The following is an 18,878-nucleotide window of genomic DNA, read 5'->3' on the forward strand; positions in this document are numbered from 1 at the left end:
ATATATAAAAATATTATCCTCTTCGCTATAATTCCCCAATTTAAAATTAAGTTAATCCCAATTAATTGCCCTGATACAAACAACTGATAAGGCCATAAATTCAAATGAAAAGCTACTTTTTTTTCTTTCTTGTTCTATTGTTTAGGACAAGCTTAGCTCAAAACCATTCGCCTGAGCAAGTTGTAGCTTTGAGCAAAACCTACCAAGAAAAGGGATTGTATTTTAGAGAAATGCCCCATTTTGATCGGGACAGCACTGTTTATTATTTTGATAAGGCAGCAGCTTTACTCCAAAACAGTGAACCCCTTCAATACAAGATCTTGGCAGAATTGTACCGTGACATCACTGACAGGGCTAATCGCTCGCATAATTTTATCATTGTAGATTCGCTCGCACCGATCGGCTGGTCCTATTATGAAAAAATCCCTGACGACCAGAAAGATAAAGTTTTGGGTTATGATTTGTTGATCAATTGGGCTTTGATAAAAATTATAAGAGGTGAACCAAAACCTGGGCTTGAGCTATTTGAAAAAGCCATGAATTTGCTTAAAGATGATCCCCGACCTGAAATTCAGCTCAAGGTTTTGAATAATAAAGGAAGGTTCTATTATCAATATGGTTTGCCTGAAGAAGAAGAAATAGGAATTCAATACCTGAAGGAGAGTATAAATGGTTATCAGAATTCAGATTATCCGGAAAAAAGAGAGGCCTTAGTCGTTGGCTATAAACTTTTGACTTATCATTTTGGAAATTCAAACCCAGATTCTACTGACTTTTATATGGATCGATTTCAAGAGCTCTTACCCGAACTGACCAATCCCTTTCATCATGCTTGGTACTATTACTCCATAGGAAATAACTTAATTGACAGGGGAAAATTTGTAGAAGCAAAACCCTACCTGATTGAAAACATAAAACTTTTGGAGGACTATAACTTGACTACAATTGATATTTATCAATTTTCACATTCCCTTTTGGGCGACATTGCCAAGGAAGAAGGTAGGTTTGATGATGCAATTGCTAATTATCAAAAAGCCAAGAATTCGTCTATTGCAATCGACACAAAATCAAATACGGCCTATTTTATATGGAAATTATACGGTGTTTATGAACAAATGGGCGACTACAAAAAAGCACTTGAACACTACATTGAGTATTCTGAAGCTAACAATATTATCGAAGTAGAAAGAAACGAAAGAAGCCTTCGCGAGAGTGAATTGCAGGTGAATCTTCTCCAACAGGATAAAAAGCTGATCGCAAAACAACAAGAACAAACCATTTATATTGTTGCTCTTTTCATTGGTACACTATTGCTCGGGCTTTTATTTAGAAATTATAGGCTGAAACAAAGGAGCAATCAAAAATTAGAAGTCCTGAATGGAGAATTAGCCCAAAAAAACACATTGCTAGATAAGCGGAATGCAGAAAATGAATTGCTATTGAGGGAAATTCATCATCGAGTGAAAAACAATATGGAAGTCGTATCAAGCTTATTGCAACTACAGTCCTCTCAGATAAATGATCCATCGGTACAAGAGGCCATGATTTCCAGCCAAAACCGGGTCCACTCCATGGGGATCATTCACCAAAAACTCTATCAGGGAGATCACCTTTCTTCGATTGAAATGCGTGATTATTTCATCAATCTGAGTGAAAACATCTTAGACTCTTTCAATGCCAGTGGTAAAATCAAAGTGGAGTGTAACATGGCAAAATTAATTCTTGATGTAGACACAGCAATTTCTATTGGGCTGATTACAAATGAGCTGTTGACAAACTCTCTAAAGTATGCTTTTGAGGGGAAAGATTCAGGAACGATCAAAATCAGTTTAAGCCCTATCTCCAACGAAGAGGAAGGTGAAGTTGATCTCCAGCTGATCATCAGGGATGATGGTATTGGGAAAGCTGACAATCAACCCTCCAAAGGGACTGGGTTTGGCACCCAGCTCGTCGATCTCTTAACGAGGCAATTGGGTGGCAAATTGACTTACGAAAACAATAATGGAACAGTGGTTTCTTTGCTTTTTAAGAAAACAAATATTGCTTAAACTGATTTTTCATCAGCATTTAAAATCAGATTTTTTTTACAAAAAAAGCAACTCCCTCTTTTTCCCAAAAAACACTCGGGAAGTTTATTATATCATTCGGACATTTTTTAAGCCTGTTCGTCCTTGATGGGATTTAATGTAAAAATTCAAAGTGTAAATTATTACTACACATTACAAACAAAACTAAAAATGAAAACAGTAGGCATCATCGGAGGCTCCGGCTTTATCGGAAGCTACAACACCCAAAAGTTCTTAAATGAAGGATACAAGGTAAAAGTTTCTACCACAGACCTTTCCAAAAAAGAAAAGTATAAACATTTGCTCAGCCTCAAGAATGCTGAGAACCTTGAAATCGCTCAATTGGATGTGGAAAACAAACAGGAGCTTATGGATTTTTTAAAAGGTTGTGATATAGTGATCCACGGAGGGACTCCATTCCAATTGGATGTGAAAGACCTTCAGAAAGAACTGTTTGACCCGACCATCAAGGGTACCGAAAACTTTCTCGAAGCAGTTCTCAAGACTCCCGGGATTGAAAAAGTCGTTTTCATTGCATCCGTGGCGGCATACAACACAAGCTTTCCATTTTTACCTGCAGGAAAAACTGAAGGTAAGCAAATCACTGAAGAGGATGCACCATTTATGAGCGAAGAAGGCATTCCTTACGCCCAAGCCAAGTTTATCGCCAATCAGGCCGTCAATAAATTCATCGCAGACCACCCTGATCTAAGTTTTGAAATCACTTCAGTTTCACCGACGGGTGTAATGGGGAAATCTTTGTCAAGCAGACAGGATTCCACCTCAACAGGTATACAATTTCTGTTTAAAAATAAAATTGCCCCCAATCCATTTATCCAAATGATCTATGATGTGGATGTATTATGGGCATTGGTAGATGTAGAGGATGTTGCTGATGCGATTTTCAAAGCCGCTACCACCAAGAACATCCATGGGAAAAACTATCTCTTATCAGGTGAAAGTTACAAGGTATCGGATGTGACCTTGATGCTCAACAATCAACCTCCAATAGGCAAGCCTGAAATTGTGTACAGCTCTGCTTTGGCAACAAAGGACTTGGGAATAGCATTTAAGCCTGTCAGCATTCCTTTGAATAACTATTCTTCTTAAGAAAAGGGTTATTGTTAAAGGGAGTTTAACTGATTGATCAAAAACAATTAAACATGGAGGAAAAAATGCTATACATCATGGGGGCGGTTTCTCAGGTTTCATTTCTAACACTGCATATTATAAAGAAGAAAATTTGACTATAATAATTTTGAGTAATTGTTGGTGGGCTGACAGCAAAATAAAAGATGTATTAATTGAAATAGCGCAAATTGTCACCAAATAAAAGGTATTTAACAGGTAACTTTTAAAGACACATTAACCTGAATGGAATGCAAAAAATGTATGAATATATAACCACTATCAACCCAGACATTTTTCTGGCAGTAATACTCACCTTACTATTTTCTGTAGAACAGATTTTTTTCTCTGCAAATTCTTTCCTCAAAAGAAGCCCACATTTGATAGGCAATATTTTCCTACAAGTAGGATACTTTATAATGAATTTTGGATTGGCAACATTCGTTATCAAAGCGTTAGAATGGGCAGGAAACGAACATATTGGACTATTCAACTGGATTTCAGTTCCCTTTTATTTACAGGTTATTGCAGGTATCGTTTTCATAGACTTAGTAAATTACTGGGCACATAGACTTAATCATACTTGGGCTCTGCTTTGGCGTTTACAAAGGTTACATCATAGTGATACGACTATGGACAGTTCTACAACATACCGATTTCATCCACTGGATGCATTTTTAGACAATTTAGCAGCCATTGCTGCAGCTTTTACATTTGGACTTGATGGGACAGTTCTTGTATTCTGGTTAATTGTTTATCTGCCGTTATTGGTGCTACATCATACTGATGTTATAATGCCTAAGTGGTTTGACAAAACCTTTGGAAGAGTAATTGTATCACCTAATTCGCATAAAATACATCATCACCAACAACAGGTATTTACTGACTCTAATTACGGTTTGCTTTTTATTTTTTGGGACAAGCTATTTAACACATATCAAGAACTGCCAGTAGAAGAAATAAAATATGGTCTTGAAGAATTTGATATTCCAGAAAGGCAAACGTTTTGGTACCTGCTCAAAAGCCCTTTTATCAATGTAAAAAAATAAAGCAAAAACGAATAATATCAATAACAGGTGAGGTGGTAAAACCTGCCTACCTGCAGGTCAAAGTTTCTGCATCCTATAAACTTAGAAGCTGACGGACAGGTAATCGCATTGAAATCCCCGCCCGCGGCAGGCAGACGCTACTGCTCTTGTATGCTTCTGTTGTACTTTCTCCAAATAACTATCAGGAAAAACCACTAACAAATAATTAAATTTTTTTAGAAAATAATGATTAATAAGATCAAAACATTTCCTGCAAAGCCTCTCCCCTCTTCATATTAAAAAAGCTTCGGACAGAAAACCATTTCCTTCGGACAGTAAATCAAGAGTTTCGTCCTTGATCGGTTTCTAAATTTATAGATAAGCATTTAATTAGTTTGAATAATTGAGTTTACAGCTTTTGGGAGCATCGATGTTTTAGATAAATAATTATCAGAAGGAAGAGAAGAACGAAAAATTGCGAAAGCATAAAAAGGTATGATGAAAACTTTTAAGCCATTAGCCAATTGTTGAAACCAATTAAAAATTTATGAGCCAAACAGCATCCACATTAATCGCATTTCTTCTTCCGTTAATCGGCATTTGTCAGCAAGCCGAAAGAGATTCAATTAGGGTTTTCTATTTAGGAGAAAAATTTGCCGAAGCTATTTATTTGCTGAATAAGAAATAAACTGCTTTCATGGTCAATTTAGTCATAGATTACATGGAATTGGATGGGAAGTAGCAAATAAAATTAAAGGATAATTGCAAATCATAACTTTTATATAAAGACAAAATCTGGATGATGATAAAAAACATAATACTCCCAATCCTATTGTTAACTGGCCCTCTTGTTTTCGCTCAAAGTCCAAAAGACAGATACGCTCAAGATGTACAATCCATCGATGCCATCATCACTGCTTACTACGAAGTGGTCTCAGGATCAAGTGAAGACCCTTGGCAATTTGAACGAGACTGCTATATCCATTCCCCAAATGCCATAATTACCAGATTAGATGAAAATGGAAAAGCGGAATCGCATACTTTGGAGGCGGAATATATCCCGCTTGCTTTATCCCCAAAGCAAGATTTTTATGAGATAGAACTGAAAAGAACAGTAAGCCAGTTTGGAAATATAGCACAGGTTTGGAGTGCTTTTGAGATCCGAAATGATCCCAAAATTGAATCCACTATACGTGGATTGAATAGCATTCAGCTGCATTATGAAAATGAGAGGTGGTGGATTGACAGTTGGACTTGCGAAATGGAAACTGAAAGAAGTCGGGTGGTCACAGAGTTTTTGGCCGACAAGTAAGGAGTTCACCTTTACTCGGTTTGGATAAGTTTAATTTTCTATAAATAAACCAAATAGAAACGACTAAAATTTAAAATGAAATATATGAACCGATTATTTTTAATTTTCTTCTTAATCTTAATTTGTTCTCCATCCTTTGGTCAAAAACCACGGGCAAGAGATTTGGGGATACCTCTTGAAGGAAAAACAGGGAAACTGAATGCCATCACCGATGTCAAGGGCATTGAAGTCGGGCATACCACCTTGATATCAGGAGAAGGGGAATTGGTCGTGGGAGAAGGTCCTGTCCGGACGGGAGTAACGGCAATTTTTCCAAGAGGTAAAACTTACGATCCGGTTTTCGCAGGCTGGTATAGTCTCAATGGAAATGGAGAAATGACAGGAACCACCTGGGTGGAAGAATCAGGCTTTCTTGAAGGACCGATTGCCATTACCAACACCCACAGTGTCGGCGTGGTACGTGATGCCGTGGTGGAATGGCAATTTAAGAACAAGCACTTTGACCCACTTCCTGACGAACTCGATATATTTTGGTCTTTGCCTGTAGTTGCTGAAACTTATGATGGAGACTTGAATGACATCAATGGCTTCCACGTCAAAAAAGAACACGTTTTTTCAGCATTGGATCATGCACAGGCTGGCCCCGTAGAAGAAGGAAATGTCGGTGGGGGTACAGGAATGATTTGCCATGAGTTTAAAGGTGGTATTGGCACATCCTCACGGGAAGTAGTGATTAATAATACCACTTACACATTAGGGGTCATCGTGCAAGCCAATTATGGAACACGTAAGACACTGACCATCGCGGGGGTCCCAGTAGGCAAGGAAATTTCCGATCTGCAGGTTCTTTGGGACCCGCTAAAACGTCAAGAAGAAAGAGGTTCCATCATCGTGATTGTTGCAACAGATGTCCCTTTACTTCCCCATCAATTAAAGAGACTGGCCAGACGGGTACCTATTGGTATCAGCAGGCTGGGTGGATATGGAGGAAACAGTTCTGGTGATATTTTCATAGCTTTTTCTACCGCCAACTCAGGAGCAGCCCATCGGGTAAACGATCAGCAAGTTAATATGCTCTCCAATGACAAAATATCTCCTCTTTTCGAAGCAGTTGCACAGGCTACCGAAGAATCTATTTTAAATGCACTTGTCGCTGCTGAGACCATGGTTGGGAAAAACAATACTACAGTCTATGAACTTCCTGAGAATGAAGTAGTAGAAATCTTAAAAAAGTATGGAAGAATAAAAAAATAACGTGGTATTTACTTCGAAAAACTTCAAAAATATAACTAGAGCAAAGAACCATTACTGCCATGAAAATAACCACATCATACCTGATCCTTATAATTTCAATAATTCTCTCCTCCTGCTCTAAAAAACTGACATCCACGCTAGACCTGTCGGACACTGAAATCGAAACAGTTTACAAAGTGTTGAAAGATGTCTCTTACGGTTCAGATGCAGAACAGGTGATGGACGTTTACCTTTCTCAAAATGCTACATCCTTTGGTATACGGAATTACACTATTGTCTTCCTTCATGGAGGAGCATATTACGGCAGCGATAAAAGTCAGGAGGAGAGATACATAGAACCGTATCTGAAAAAGGGCCTGAATGTAGTCAACATGAATTACCGCCTCAAAAGAGGGATACCCATGGCCACAAGTGACTTGACAAATGCCCTGAATTTTCTCAAAGCCAACAATGCTGACTATAAATTAAATTTGGACAAGGTAATTCTAACTGGCTTTTCTGCGGGGGCGCAAATTGCAACGAATGTAGGATTAGCTCAGAATAACCCATCCTTTCCGGATAAATTGAATACAGGAATAAGCATTAAGGGCATCATAAACTTCTCTGGTCCTGTAGATGACTTAGATGTTATAGAAAAAATATTCGTAGATCACGAAAACGAGCTATTTAGTAAAGCCGGTAAAGCGCTTTTCCCCTCAGAAGGCTATACCAGCAATGAGGTATTATCTGTTTATGCACCAGTTAGCTACTTTGATGCCAATGACCCTTCTATTTTCCTTTGGCATGGTGGCCTGGATGACCAGATTCCTTCGGAGACTTTTGAAAATTTTGTTGTCAAGATGAGAAAGAATAAAGATTTTATCATGTTTATACCTAATGGCAAACATAGTCCTACAGAGGAAGAATTAGCCACTGCCTATGTGGAAATATTTAGATTTTTAGAGGGATTATAATGTAAATCCAATACCTGCCGGATTGCACAAATACCCTTGATAAATCATGAAATATGAGACAAAAACACGAACCCCTGAAATGAACAATAGAAATGATATCAAATTTCAACTAATTGAATAACTAAAAAACAAAAACCATGGATTTACAACTCAAAGGGAAAAACGCGATTGTTACAGGTGGCAGTAAGGGCATAGGGAGAAGTATTGCTTTAAATCTTGCCGATGAAGGTGTTAACGTGGCCATTTGTGCTCGCGGTGAAGACGCCTTAAAAAAGACAGAGAAAGAACTAATTGAAAAAGGCTTAAAGGTGATTGCACTCACCTGCGATGTCGGAAATACCCAACAATTAGATGATTTCCTTGACCAGGTAAAAGACCAGTTTGGAACTATAGATATTTTAGTCAATAATGTTTCAGCATTAAGTTTGGGAGATGATTTCAGCGACTGGGAAACATCGATCAATGTAGATTTATTAGGAAGTGTGCGAGGCACAAGGAAAGTGATCCCATGGATGCTTGAGGCGGGCAGTGGAAATATTTTGTTCATTTCATCAGGTTCAGGACTTGAAGCGGGTTCGCCTCCTGCCTATGCCGCGGCAAAAGCTGCTCTCATTAGCTATTCTAAAACAATGGCTATTCAATTGGCGCCAAAAAATATCAGAGTTAATACGCTCGCTCCGGGTTCAGTAGAGTTTCCCGATGGACTTTGGGAATTAACCAAAACACAAAATCCACCTTTATACGAATGGGCACTTAATGCGATTCCTTCCGGAAGACTGGGTACTCCGGATGAAATAGGCAAGGTAGCGACATTCATTGTATCACCTTGTGCCAGTTGGGTTGTTGGAACCTGCTTGGCTGTAGATGGCGGACAACATAAAGCAAATTTATAAAAACAGTGATGAGATTTGAGTATGAAAGAAATCCATGAAAATAAAATCAAATTTTCTAATAATTCTAACAGGTCTAACGCTTTTCTCTTGCTCCCAGAAAATAGATTATGAAGCAGCCAATGCGTTTATTTTAAGATCTGCACAAGAATGGGCAGAAGCGATAAATGAGGGCGATTCCTTAATAATTGTTCGGATTGTAGACCACACATGGCGATGTGTGGCTAATTACATTCAACTACTTTGTAGTTGATGGATCGAATTACCCCATTAATCTTGGGTCCACACAATTCTTGTGTGGCTAATCATATTTTTAACCACTTTGTGGTTGTAAATTCCTGATCCATGAATCCTAAATAATTTGCAGACGTGACGGGGAAATCAAGATAACACTTTGCAATTGATTGGCTCATCTTGATTCCCAAGGGGAATCAATTCGATTAGCCCCACATGCCAATGTGGGGTTGAGAATACATATGTACACCTGATTTCCTCAACCACAACGTGGTTGAATTTGAAAAAACCGGATTGACCAAAACACAATCACAACAAATATTTCTCATCAAACCGGATCCCGTTCTCTTCCAAAATCCTTTTATATTCCGTGATAAAATCAATTTTTTGATGATGTTCCTGTTGGCTTTTGATGTATTCGATCAGTTTGTCTTTGGAAGAATAATTGACGGAGAATGCTCCGTATCCTTTTTGCCAGCCTTCAAAATGATCAAATAACCTATTCCTCTTAATCATATCTGAACTGGCCAGTTTGATATCCTTGATCAATGATGAAACCTGAATGGTGGGGTGAATATGTGTGAAAATATGAATGTGGTCTTCCATCCCATTGATCCTGTACAAGTGACAGTTTTTGTTTTTCAGAAGGCCAAAGATAAATGCGAACAATTCAGGTCGCCCATTTTCTGAAAGAGATGGTGTCCGCTGGTATGTTGAAAATACGATGTGATAGAGGAGTTGTGTGTAGGTACTCATAGTAAAAAGTTGTATGGTTAAAAATCATTTTTGAGTGAATTTAAAAATTGGTATTCAGATGTCGGTTAAAATAAACGGATAAATTTGGAAAGGTCTTTCAAATTCAACCCCGTTAGGGTTGAAAGGATAAATGGATACGGTTATTTCAACCACACATCATGATGTGTGGCTAATTACATTCAACTACTTTGTAGTTGATTGATAGAATGGACACGTCAATTTTAGATCCACACATCATGATGTGTGGCTAATCGTATTGAATCACTTTGTGATTGATGGATAAAATTGGCACGTCATCCATACATTTCATGTGAGGTTAGTCGAATTCAACTTCCCGATTTTCGGGACAGGCTCTCCAGAGTTGAAAGGGTAAATGGGTATGGTTATTTCAACCACACATCATGATGTGTGGCTAATTACATTCAACTACTTTGTAGTTGATTGATAAAATTGGCACGTCAATCTTGGATCCACACATTTCATGTGCGGCTAATCAGGTTCAATCACTTTGTGATTAATGGATAAAAAGGAAACATCGATATTAGATCTATTCATTTCAGTATAACCATCGCTGTTTCTATGATTCCTGAAGGGAATCAATTCGATTAGCCCCACATGACAATGTGGGGTTGAGAATACATATGCACACCTGATTTCCTCAACCACAACGTGGTTGAATTTGAAAAAACCTGATTGACCAAAACACAATCACAACAAATATTTCTCATCGAATTGGATCCCGTTCTCTTCCAAAATCCTTTTATATTCCTGGATAAAATCAATTTTTTGATGATGTTCCTGTTGGCTTTTGATGTATTCGATCAGTTTGTCTTTGGAAGAATAATTGACAGAGAATGCGCCGTACCCTTTTTGCCAGCCTTCAAAATGATCAAATAACCTATTCCTCTTTATCATATCTGAACTGGCCAGTTTGATATCCTTGATCAATGATGAAACCTGAATGGTGGGGTGAATATGTGTGAAAATATGAATGTGGTCTTCCATTCCATTGATCCGATAGAGATGACAGTTTTTGTTTTTGAGAAGACCGAAGATGAATGCGAACAATTCAGACCGTCTATTTTCTGAAAGAGTTGGTTTACGTTGATGAGTTGAAAATACGATGTGGTAGAGGAGTTGCGTGTAGGTGCTCATAGTAAAAAATTGTATGGTTAAAAATCATTTTTGAGTGAATTTAAAAATTGGTATTCAGATGTCGGTTAAAATAAACGGATAAGTTTGGGAAGGTCTTTCAAATTCAACCCCGTTAGGGTTGAAAGGATAAATGGATACGGTTATTTCAACCACACATCATGATGTGTGGCTATTCAGATTCAACTACTTTGTAGTTGATTGATAGAATGGACACCTCAATCTTGGATCCACACATTTCATGTGCGGTTAATCAGGTTCAATCACTTTGTGATTGATGGATAAAATTGGCACGTCATCCATACATTTCATGTGCGGCTAATCTAATTCAACCCCTGTCAGGGTTTATAGGATAAATGCAAACCGTGATTTCATGACCACACATGGCGATGTGTGGCTAATTACATTCAATCACTTTGTGATTGATGGATCGAATTACCCCATTAATCTTGGATCCACACATTTCATGTGCGGCTAATCAGGTTCAATCACTTTGTGATTAATGGATAAAAAGGAAACGTCGATATTAGATCTATTCATTTCAGTATAACCATCGCTGTTTCTATGATTCCTGAAGGGAATCAATTCGATTAGCCCCACATGCCAATGTGGGGTATAATGATAAGACATTCGTGAATTTCCCAACCCTGAATGGGTTGAATTTGAAAACTGTCTGTTCAAAACACAACCACAACAAATACTCCAGATGAAACTGATTCCTTTTCTCCTCCCAAACCCTCCTTCGGGAAATAAATCCCCTCTTTGGGGAAGAAAATATTGCTATTCGTCCTAACTCGACGTTCTCTAACCATTGAATTTTTTATCTTAATCCCAAATGCATTCATCAAACATTTGAAATGTAACACAAAGCTCTTTCCCTCAAATAGCTTAAATTCCTATTTACCTTGAAAATGATCAAAAATTCCATCCATCCCCATTTTACAAACCCACTATGCAAACCAGCCAGGAAGGATTAAAAAGAGAAGTCGGCGTATGGGGGCTTTCGGCCAATATTGTCAATATCATGATCGGCGCAGGCATATTTGTATTGCCGGCCATTATTGCAGAGACGATGGGTGCAGCTGGGGTGCTTGCCTACCTTTTTTGCGGGCTTTTGATAGGCCTGATCATGCTGTGTTTTGCGGAGGCGGGGAGTAAGGTGACCCATTCCGGTGGTGGATACGCCTATGTGGAGACTGCATTTGGACCATTTCCGGGGTATCTGGTGGCTATTTTTCTCTTGATGGGCGGAATCTTTTCAGATGCAGCCGTTTCCAATGCCTTGATTGAAATTTTAGGTTTGGCTTTCCCTGTTTTCAAAAATCCAACTGTCCGGATTCTTACCCTATTTTTGATTTTTTCAGGATTGGCCATGCTCAATGTGATTGGAGTCAAACAGGGCATCGGCTTGGTCAAAATCAATACTGTGGCCAAGTTAATACCGCTTTTGCTATTGGCGTTTTTTGGTTGGAAAGATGTCGAATGGCTCAATTTTTCCTGGGAAACCGCACCCACGATCGAAAATCTGGGAGAGGCTTCCCTAATCTTATTTTTTGCCTTTCAGGGAGGGGATAGCGGATTGGTCATAGGAGGGGAAATCAAAGACCCCCAAAAGACAATCCCTAGGGCGATTTTCATAGGCATTTCTGTAGTACTGGTACTTTACATCATGCTTCAACTGGTTTCACAAGGGATTTTGGGGGCCGATTTACCCAATTTCAAAGAAGCACCATTAGCAGAGGTAGCAAAAATCATATTTGGTCCAATAGGTTTTACCTTGCTTATGGTCGGGGCGGGAATTTCCATGTTTGGAATGCTCAGTGGGGAAATCCTCAATATTCCTAGACTGTTGTTTCGGGTTTCCCGTGATGGGGTGATTCCCTTCAGAAGGTTGGCCGCTATCCATCACCGATTCAAAACGCCCTATTTAGCCATTTTGATCTATGCAGGGCTTGGTTTCACCTTCGCTGTTATTGGTGGTTTTAGGACTTTGGCAGCTATCGGGGCAGCGAGTATGTTGCTGCAATATTTCTTGGTTTCACTTTCGGTACTAAAGCTTCGCAAAATGAAGGATTTGGAAAATGGGGGATTTAAAATCCCTTTTGGACCCACTGTTCCCATCCTTTCGGCCGGAATCATTGTCTTTTTCCTCTCCAATCTCAGCACCTTAGAGAAACAGGCAATGATAGTAGGAATTGTGGTTTTGACAGTAGTGTATTTCTCGGGGAAGCTGTATAAGAAATTGGTGAAAAACAAGGTTTAAAAAAATTGAATTATGCTGACAAAAAACCATATATTATGTATTGATCATTAAAGGATTAGCAAACTTAAATTTCTTAATCTTGTCAACAGAGAGATTTGATTCAATATTCACCCCTAAGAACCGTTATTCCCGCTGGCCGAGCGAAATCGAAGCCATTTGATATAGTATGAGACAGTGTCAGCTTTGCGGATATACCCATAGCAATTAATTCTAATCCAATTTATGCTATCAAAAAATGAATTTCACATGAATAATCAGGTAAGACCAATTATCCTCATTGCATTTTTAGGAATCCTCCTTTTTTCCTGCCAAAAGGAAATACCGGCCCCTAAGCCTCCCAATATCCTCCTGATTATGGCAGACGACTTGGCCTATGCGGATTTAGGATCCTTTGGAGGAGATATTTCTACCCCAAATTTAGATCAATTGGCCAAAGAGGGAATTCGTTTCAGCCGCTTTCACACTGCCCCATTTTGTGCGGTAAGCAGGGCCATGTTGCTTTCGGGTAATTTTAACCATGTGGCAGGTATGGGTTCACAGGATTTGGTCACGGGTGTGCCCGGATATGAAGGGCAACTTAGTGACCGGATTATTCCTATTCCTGAACTGCTTCGCTCGGCAGGCTACCACACTTATATGGCCGGAAAATGGCATTTGGGAGATAATCCTGCAGCCAATCCCGCAAACAAAGGTTTTGAAAAATCCTTTGCAACTATGGAAGGTGGGGCCAACCACTACAGCGAAAGAGGTATTTTCCGGGATGTTCCGGTTTCTATTTATACCGAAAATGGAAAAGAGGCCAATTGGCCAGCAGGGGCCTATTCCACGGATTTTTATACAGACAAACTGATTTCCTATATCAATGCTGACCGCGAAGATGGGCAGCCCTTTTTTGTTTTTGCCGCTTACACTTCCCCGCATTGGCCACTGCAGGTGGATTCAAGCTACTGGAAAAAATATGAAGGGCGATATAATGAAGGTTACGATGTCCTGCGCGAAAAAAGACTGGAATCCCTCAAAAAAGCAGGTATGATTCACCCATCATCGCAAACACCTCCCCTTCATCCAAGGGTCAAACCCTGGGATTCGCTTTCTCACGAAGAACAGAAGAAGGAAGCCCGAAAGATGGAACTCTATGCCGGCATGGTGGACAATCTGGACTTCAATATCGGGCGTTTGATTTCCCACTTAAAGGAAACCAGTCAATATGAAAACACGATAATTGTATTTCTGTCAGATAATGGCGCTGCTGCCGAAGATTTTTATTATTCTGACTATTTCGGCCCCTTTATCCGGGAGAATTACTCAGATGCATTTGAAGATATGGGAAAGGAAAATTCCTTTATTTCCTACGGTGCGCAATGGGCGGAGGCAGGTGCTTCTCCTTTCAAATACTTCAAAGGATACACCACCGAAGGTGGAATGAATGCCCCGATGATTATCTCAGGTCCGGGAGTCAGCCCCCAAAACCAGATCAACCACCAATTTCTCAGCATCATGGATCTGGCCCCAACTTTCTACGAACTTGCAGGAATTACCTATCCGAAAAGCTGGAGAGGAAAAGAAATAGCAGCATTAGCAGGAAGTTCACTGCTACCTGCTTTAAAAGGAGACCCTACTCCCATACATGATTCCTCTTATGTATTTGGCTTGGAACATCGGGGCGATGCAATGCTCAGAAAGGGGAATTGGAAACTTTTGAATACTGAAAAACCTTTTGAATTGAAAAACTTCGAGCTATATCATCTGGAAAATGATCTATCCGAGCAGCAGGATCTGAAAGAGGTGAATCCTGAAAAATACCAGGAACTACTGTTGGAATGGGAGAAATTTTCCAAGCAAGTCGGAATCGTCACCCCTACCCCAAAACAAGGAGATGGACTAAAATAAAAACTATAATGGATAACCATGAAAAAAACACTTCTTTCACTTATAGGGCTTTTGGTAATCACCTTCTCCTATGCACAGGAGGCTGAGATGTCTCAGATTCTTGCGCAACGTCAAGCGTCGAATCAGGCCCTTCGGGACTTTGATGAGGAGTTGGAAGCGACCTTTTCAACCCAAGCCGCCTTCATTACCACAGGGGCAGGTACTCTGATCGCCGGAAAGGAAGCGCTTGACGCTTATATCAAATCCCAAGAAGGGCCGAGAATGTATTGGATCCGGACTCCGGATGAAGTACTGGTCAATCCCAAAACTATGTTGGCTTGGGAAACAGGAACCTGGAAAGGATATTTAGAAGGTGCGGATGAGGCTGTAGTGGGCGGAAAGTATTCCGCCCAATGGACCAAGGCATCAGGCACTTGGCTGATTCAATCGCAGTTGTTTGTCACACTGGAAAATTAAGCTGATGGAAGAAAATCAAGTATCCGAAAACGAGAAAGATCTTTCCAACAAAGAGGTAATTAGCTCCCTTAAAAAGAAAAACTGGAAATCCTATTTCAAGGAGTTTTTTATGCTGTTTTTGGCTATTTCCCTAGGGTTTTTTGTAGAAAATCAGCGGGAAGCCTACGTCGAAAACAAAAGTGCCAAAGTCCTTGCGCAATCCATGTTGGAAGATTTGGAACAGGACAAGAAAGCCTTGCATGAAGGGATCCGGTTTATGGAGGAGAAAGACCAAAACATGGATAAATTCCTTCGAATGCTTCATGCTCCCGGTGCTGATTGGGATACGGTGGCTTTTTATAAAAGCATGACGATGGTTTTCTCCACTTTTCCTTTTTCCCCGACAGACGGTACCTATTCCCAAATGAAATCCTCGGGTACCCTACGGTATTTTGATCAGAGGCTGGTCAATCAAATGAATGCCTATGACAACCAATTGAAGAAAACAGTATTCCGGGATGAGCTTGTAGAAAAGGCAGAGTGGGAATTGGTACCATTAGCCGCAACTCTGATCAATTTTGAGGTCACAGGTGAATTACGGTTCAACAAGCCCATTACCAAAGAGACCTACATCAAGATCCGGGACGAAGACACCTTGGACTTATTTATCAATAAAGTAGTGACCGTCCGGACTATGATGGGGCGTTCACTTCAGGAGTATAAGGTGCTGCTGCTTCTAAATGGAGATTTGATCCAAGAGCTAAAAGACGAATACCGGTTGAATTATGCCGATAATCCATAAAGAATGCTATGATAAAATTTTTCCGCAACCTACCTGCCGACAAGGCAAGAATCTACCAAAAACTCCTTGAGGAAAATAAAGCAGGCAGTCCCTTTAGGGACTATTTATGGGTAGAACAAACAATTAGCGCTGACCCTGCCGTGCCTTTAGGTACGGAATATATGAGTAACTTTTTCGCATTAAAAATCATATTGCATACCTACGGCACGCTAATTCCTGCTATCCACCCATTTTCTACCGATATGCTTTCCCTATTGGGACATTGTTTCAATAAAGCATTCAAATCCCCAATTCCTATACTAATATTCTTCCGCAAAATCCGCCAAAAACTCCTTCAGCAAAACAAGGTTACCCAATACTTAGCTTATGCGCTAGGTGAAATTTTCCTCGTCGTTATCGGCATTCTGATTGCCTTGCAGGTAAATAACTACCGGGAAGCACTGCAAACCAAAGCACGAGAGACGGCTTTTCTCCACGGTTTGCGCTCAGACCTCTTACTCAATTTCGATGAACTCCAACGGAGCATCGACCAGTACAGCAGGGCCGGAAGATCAGCCGAGGTGATGATCAGCTATTTTGAAGGTGCGCCTATTACCAATACGGATTCTCTGAATTTCCACACGATGGAAGTGTTGTATTGGGATCCATTTATCCGGAATAACAGCACCCTCAGGGAAATGATCAGTTCGGGAAGCCTCGGCATTTTATCGGATGACAGTTTGAAAAATGAACTGCTGCGCATGGAACTCAGCTATGACAAAATCGACGGTACTCAGGAGCATATGCGCTATGACTACCAAGAATACCTCTATGGTCCATTCTTCCGAACCGGGGATATGGGGCAAGCCTTAAAAGATTATATGGCCATATTGGGTGGAGTTGAGCAAGCAATTAAAAATACAAACAACGCGGATGTCATTAAAGTATTGCTAAACGATCCAGCTTATAAAAATGGTTTTTCTCTTTGCATTCTCAATGCCAAAGATTTGATTAGCAACTTAGAAGAAATGGTGATTTCCACAAAGCGCTCACTGACAAGAATCGATATACAGTTAAACAAAACTAGTACGCTATGATCAAGTTCTTCCGAAACCTGCCCGCAGGCAAGGCAGGAAACAGGGTCACCCGCTACCTAGTCTACGCGTTGGGAGAAATCATCCTTGTGGTCATTGGTAGTTTTTAAAATTTGGCATTTACAGAAAGGGAATGACAGTTGATGTACGTCAACCTGAGCCGGAGCCTACCTCGTGTAGGCAGGCTTGCGGAGGTGAAGGATATCCTTCCCTTGAGAGTAGGAGACTCCCCGCAATACTGCGGGACAGGCTTTCACTGCGTTCAGAATGACGGTCCCTACAATTCTGTCATTGGTATTTTGATCCCAATGACTATCAAAATCTCATAAAATCCATCTGAAAAATTCAAGTATTTTTTCTCCCGGAAAATTTAAGTTGGGTTTAGGACAATAAAACCTATCATTCGTCCCTGATTGATTTTTTTCTTCTTCCATAATGAGGAGATTTTAGATATAGAATCCTTTCACTTAAATCTACTTTTATGAAAAACTTAAAAATCACACTGTCTGTAGCAATTTTAATGATGTTGCTGCCAATGATTTCGAATGCACAGGATCCAGTGGTGACGCTGGAATTTCAAAATGCTGAAACAGCAATAGAGGTGGTACAGAAATATACCAAAGCACTTCAGGCGGGGGATGTAGCTACCATGAATGCGCAATTCGCACCAAATGCGATGATCTATGGTTTGGGAGGAGGCTTAGACTCTCTCACCGTTGCCCAGCACAAGGAATATTATACCAATAGTACCAATCAATTTAAACATACCCTTTCACAAGAGCTCTATCTGCCCGTCAAAGTGACCAACAACTGGAACGAGGGAGAATGGGTATTATCATGGGGTACCAATACGATACAGAACAAAGCAAATGGTCAAACCATAACAGTCCCATATCATACTGCTGGAGTAATAGTAAATGGTAAGATTGCCAGATTACACTATTGGTATGACATGTTGAATGTTCTGAGAGGTCAAGGTTACGAAGTCAAACCACCAACCAATTAATTTATATCTTTTAAACCATTTTACTTTTTCAAAGCATTTGGAACATGGGCTTCCAGATGCTTTTTTTATGAGATATCATTTGCCCCCTTTAATAAATGCTTAATAATCTCTTTGAAAACTTTTTCAATACTTTGGGACAATAAAACACTGCTTTCGTCCCAACTTAGTTTCTAGACACTATCAATTTTTTAATTTGAATCAATTAGTAAAAAGTAAATCTTTTCAATAAGCAAAAACATAAATTTATTAAATATGAAGTTTTTAGTCGTAGATGATGAGAAAGATGTTGAAATGTTATTTCGACAAAAGTTCAGGAAAGAAATCAGAAGTGGTGCTGTAGAACTGGAATTTGCTTTTTCGGGTCAGGAAGCTTTGGATATTTTGGAAAATACCCAACCTCCAGAGGTAATGTATATTTTTTCGGATATCAATATGCCAGGTATGACAGGGCTACAACTACTGGAAAAAGTCAAAGAAAAATTTCCCAAAATCCAGGTAAGTATGATTTCAGCTTATGGAGATACAGAAAACCACGACAAAGCCATGAGCTCAGGTGCAAAGGAGTTTTTTATCAAACCTATAGATTTTAATACACTCAGGAATGAAGTAGAACAAATACTCAAAGAACAAGCCTAA

17 protein-coding genes are annotated in these 18,878 nt (G+C 39.7%); 15 read left to right on the forward strand and 2 right to left on the reverse strand.

Annotated elements, in window-relative coordinates:
• Positions 1-104: 104 nt before the first annotated feature.
• From CLW00_RS19565 to CLW00_RS19595, 8 genes are all read left to right on the forward strand, one after another.
• Positions 105-2,048, forward strand: a complete 1,944-nt coding sequence (locus CLW00_RS19565) for a tetratricopeptide repeat-containing sensor histidine kinase (RefSeq protein ID WP_106135406.1) — start codon at positions 105-107, stop codon at positions 2,046-2,048.
• A 189-nt stretch (positions 2,049-2,237) separates the two neighbouring features.
• The gene (locus CLW00_RS19570; protein WP_106135442.1) at positions 2,238-3,176 is read left to right on the forward strand and encodes an NAD-dependent epimerase/dehydratase family protein; all 939 of its coding nucleotides are present in this window, start codon (positions 2,238-2,240) and stop codon (positions 3,174-3,176) included.
• A gap of 269 nt (positions 3,177-3,445) precedes the next feature.
• Positions 3,446-4,243, forward strand: coding sequence for a sterol desaturase family protein (locus tag CLW00_RS19575; RefSeq protein WP_106135407.1), 798 nt, complete (start codon positions 3,446-3,448; stop codon positions 4,241-4,243).
• A 526-nt stretch (positions 4,244-4,769) separates the two neighbouring features.
• Positions 4,770-4,910 carry a hypothetical protein gene (locus CLW00_RS21570; protein WP_211300231.1) on the forward strand — a complete coding sequence of 47 codons (141 nt, stop codon included), beginning with the start codon at positions 4,770-4,772 and terminating at the stop codon, positions 4,908-4,910.
• A 111-nt stretch (positions 4,911-5,021) separates the two neighbouring features.
• Positions 5,022-5,534, forward strand: coding sequence for a hypothetical protein (locus CLW00_RS19580; RefSeq protein WP_106135408.1), 513 nt, complete (start codon positions 5,022-5,024; stop codon positions 5,532-5,534).
• Between the two features lie 84 nt (positions 5,535-5,618).
• Entirely contained in the window at positions 5,619-6,788 is a 1,170-nt protein-coding gene (locus CLW00_RS19585; RefSeq protein WP_211300232.1) for a DmpA family aminopeptidase, read from the forward strand.
• A gap of 59 nt (positions 6,789-6,847) precedes the next feature.
• Positions 6,848-7,741, forward strand: a complete 894-nt coding sequence (locus CLW00_RS19590) for an alpha/beta hydrolase (protein ID WP_106135410.1) — start codon at positions 6,848-6,850, stop codon at positions 7,739-7,741.
• Between the two features lie 137 nt (positions 7,742-7,878).
• Positions 7,879-8,634: an SDR family NAD(P)-dependent oxidoreductase gene (locus CLW00_RS19595; protein ID WP_106135411.1), complete on the forward strand. Its 756-nt coding sequence runs from the start codon at positions 7,879-7,881 to the stop codon at positions 8,632-8,634.
• A 540-nt stretch (positions 8,635-9,174) separates the two neighbouring features.
• Here the strand turns inward: CLW00_RS19595 and tnpA (CLW00_RS19605) are convergent.
• A complete protein-coding gene (gene tnpA, locus CLW00_RS19605; RefSeq protein WP_106135413.1) occupies positions 9,175-9,621 on the reverse strand; it encodes an IS200/IS605 family transposase in 447 nt (148 codons plus the stop codon).
• 708 nt (positions 9,622-10,329) lie between these two features.
• Positions 10,330-10,776, reverse strand: a complete 447-nt coding sequence (gene tnpA / locus CLW00_RS19615) for an IS200/IS605 family transposase (RefSeq protein WP_106135415.1) — start codon at positions 10,774-10,776, stop codon at positions 10,330-10,332.
• 949 nt (positions 10,777-11,725) lie between these two features.
• On the opposite strand from tnpA (CLW00_RS19615), the gene CLW00_RS19620 reads away from it, so the two are divergent.
• From CLW00_RS19620 to CLW00_RS19655, 7 genes are all read left to right on the forward strand, one after another.
• Entirely contained in the window at positions 11,726-13,036 is a 1,311-nt protein-coding gene (locus CLW00_RS19620) for an APC family permease (RefSeq protein ID WP_106135416.1), read from the forward strand.
• Positions 13,037-13,282: 246 nt separating this feature from the next.
• Positions 13,283-14,926 (forward strand): arylsulfatase, encoded by a 1,644-nt coding sequence (locus tag CLW00_RS19625; RefSeq protein WP_106135417.1) that lies wholly within the window; start codon positions 13,283-13,285, stop codon positions 14,924-14,926.
• Positions 14,927-14,944: 18 nt separating this feature from the next.
• The gene (locus tag CLW00_RS19630; RefSeq protein WP_245917404.1) at positions 14,945-15,382 is read left to right on the forward strand and encodes a nuclear transport factor 2 family protein; all 438 of its coding nucleotides are present in this window, start codon (positions 14,945-14,947) and stop codon (positions 15,380-15,382) included.
• Positions 15,363-16,163, forward strand: a complete 801-nt coding sequence (locus CLW00_RS19635) for a hypothetical protein (RefSeq protein ID WP_146131463.1) — start codon at positions 15,363-15,365, stop codon at positions 16,161-16,163. Before CLW00_RS19630 ends, CLW00_RS19635 begins: the two co-directional genes overlap by 20 nt.
• Positions 16,164-16,171: 8 nt before the next feature.
• Positions 16,172-17,239, forward strand: a complete 1,068-nt coding sequence (locus CLW00_RS19640; protein WP_106135419.1) for a hypothetical protein — start codon at positions 16,172-16,174, stop codon at positions 17,237-17,239.
• Positions 17,240-17,717: 478 nt separating this feature from the next.
• Positions 17,718-18,242: a nuclear transport factor 2 family protein gene (locus CLW00_RS19650; protein WP_245917406.1), complete on the forward strand. Its 525-nt coding sequence runs from the start codon at positions 17,718-17,720 to the stop codon at positions 18,240-18,242.
• Between the two features lie 252 nt (positions 18,243-18,494).
• Positions 18,495-18,878, forward strand: a complete 384-nt coding sequence (locus CLW00_RS19655; protein WP_106135421.1) for a response regulator — start codon at positions 18,495-18,497, stop codon at positions 18,876-18,878.

It is taken from the genome of Mongoliibacter ruber, from assembly GCF_003003005.1.
Classification (GTDB): domain Bacteria; phylum Bacteroidota; class Bacteroidia; order Cytophagales; family Cyclobacteriaceae; genus Mongoliibacter; species Mongoliibacter ruber.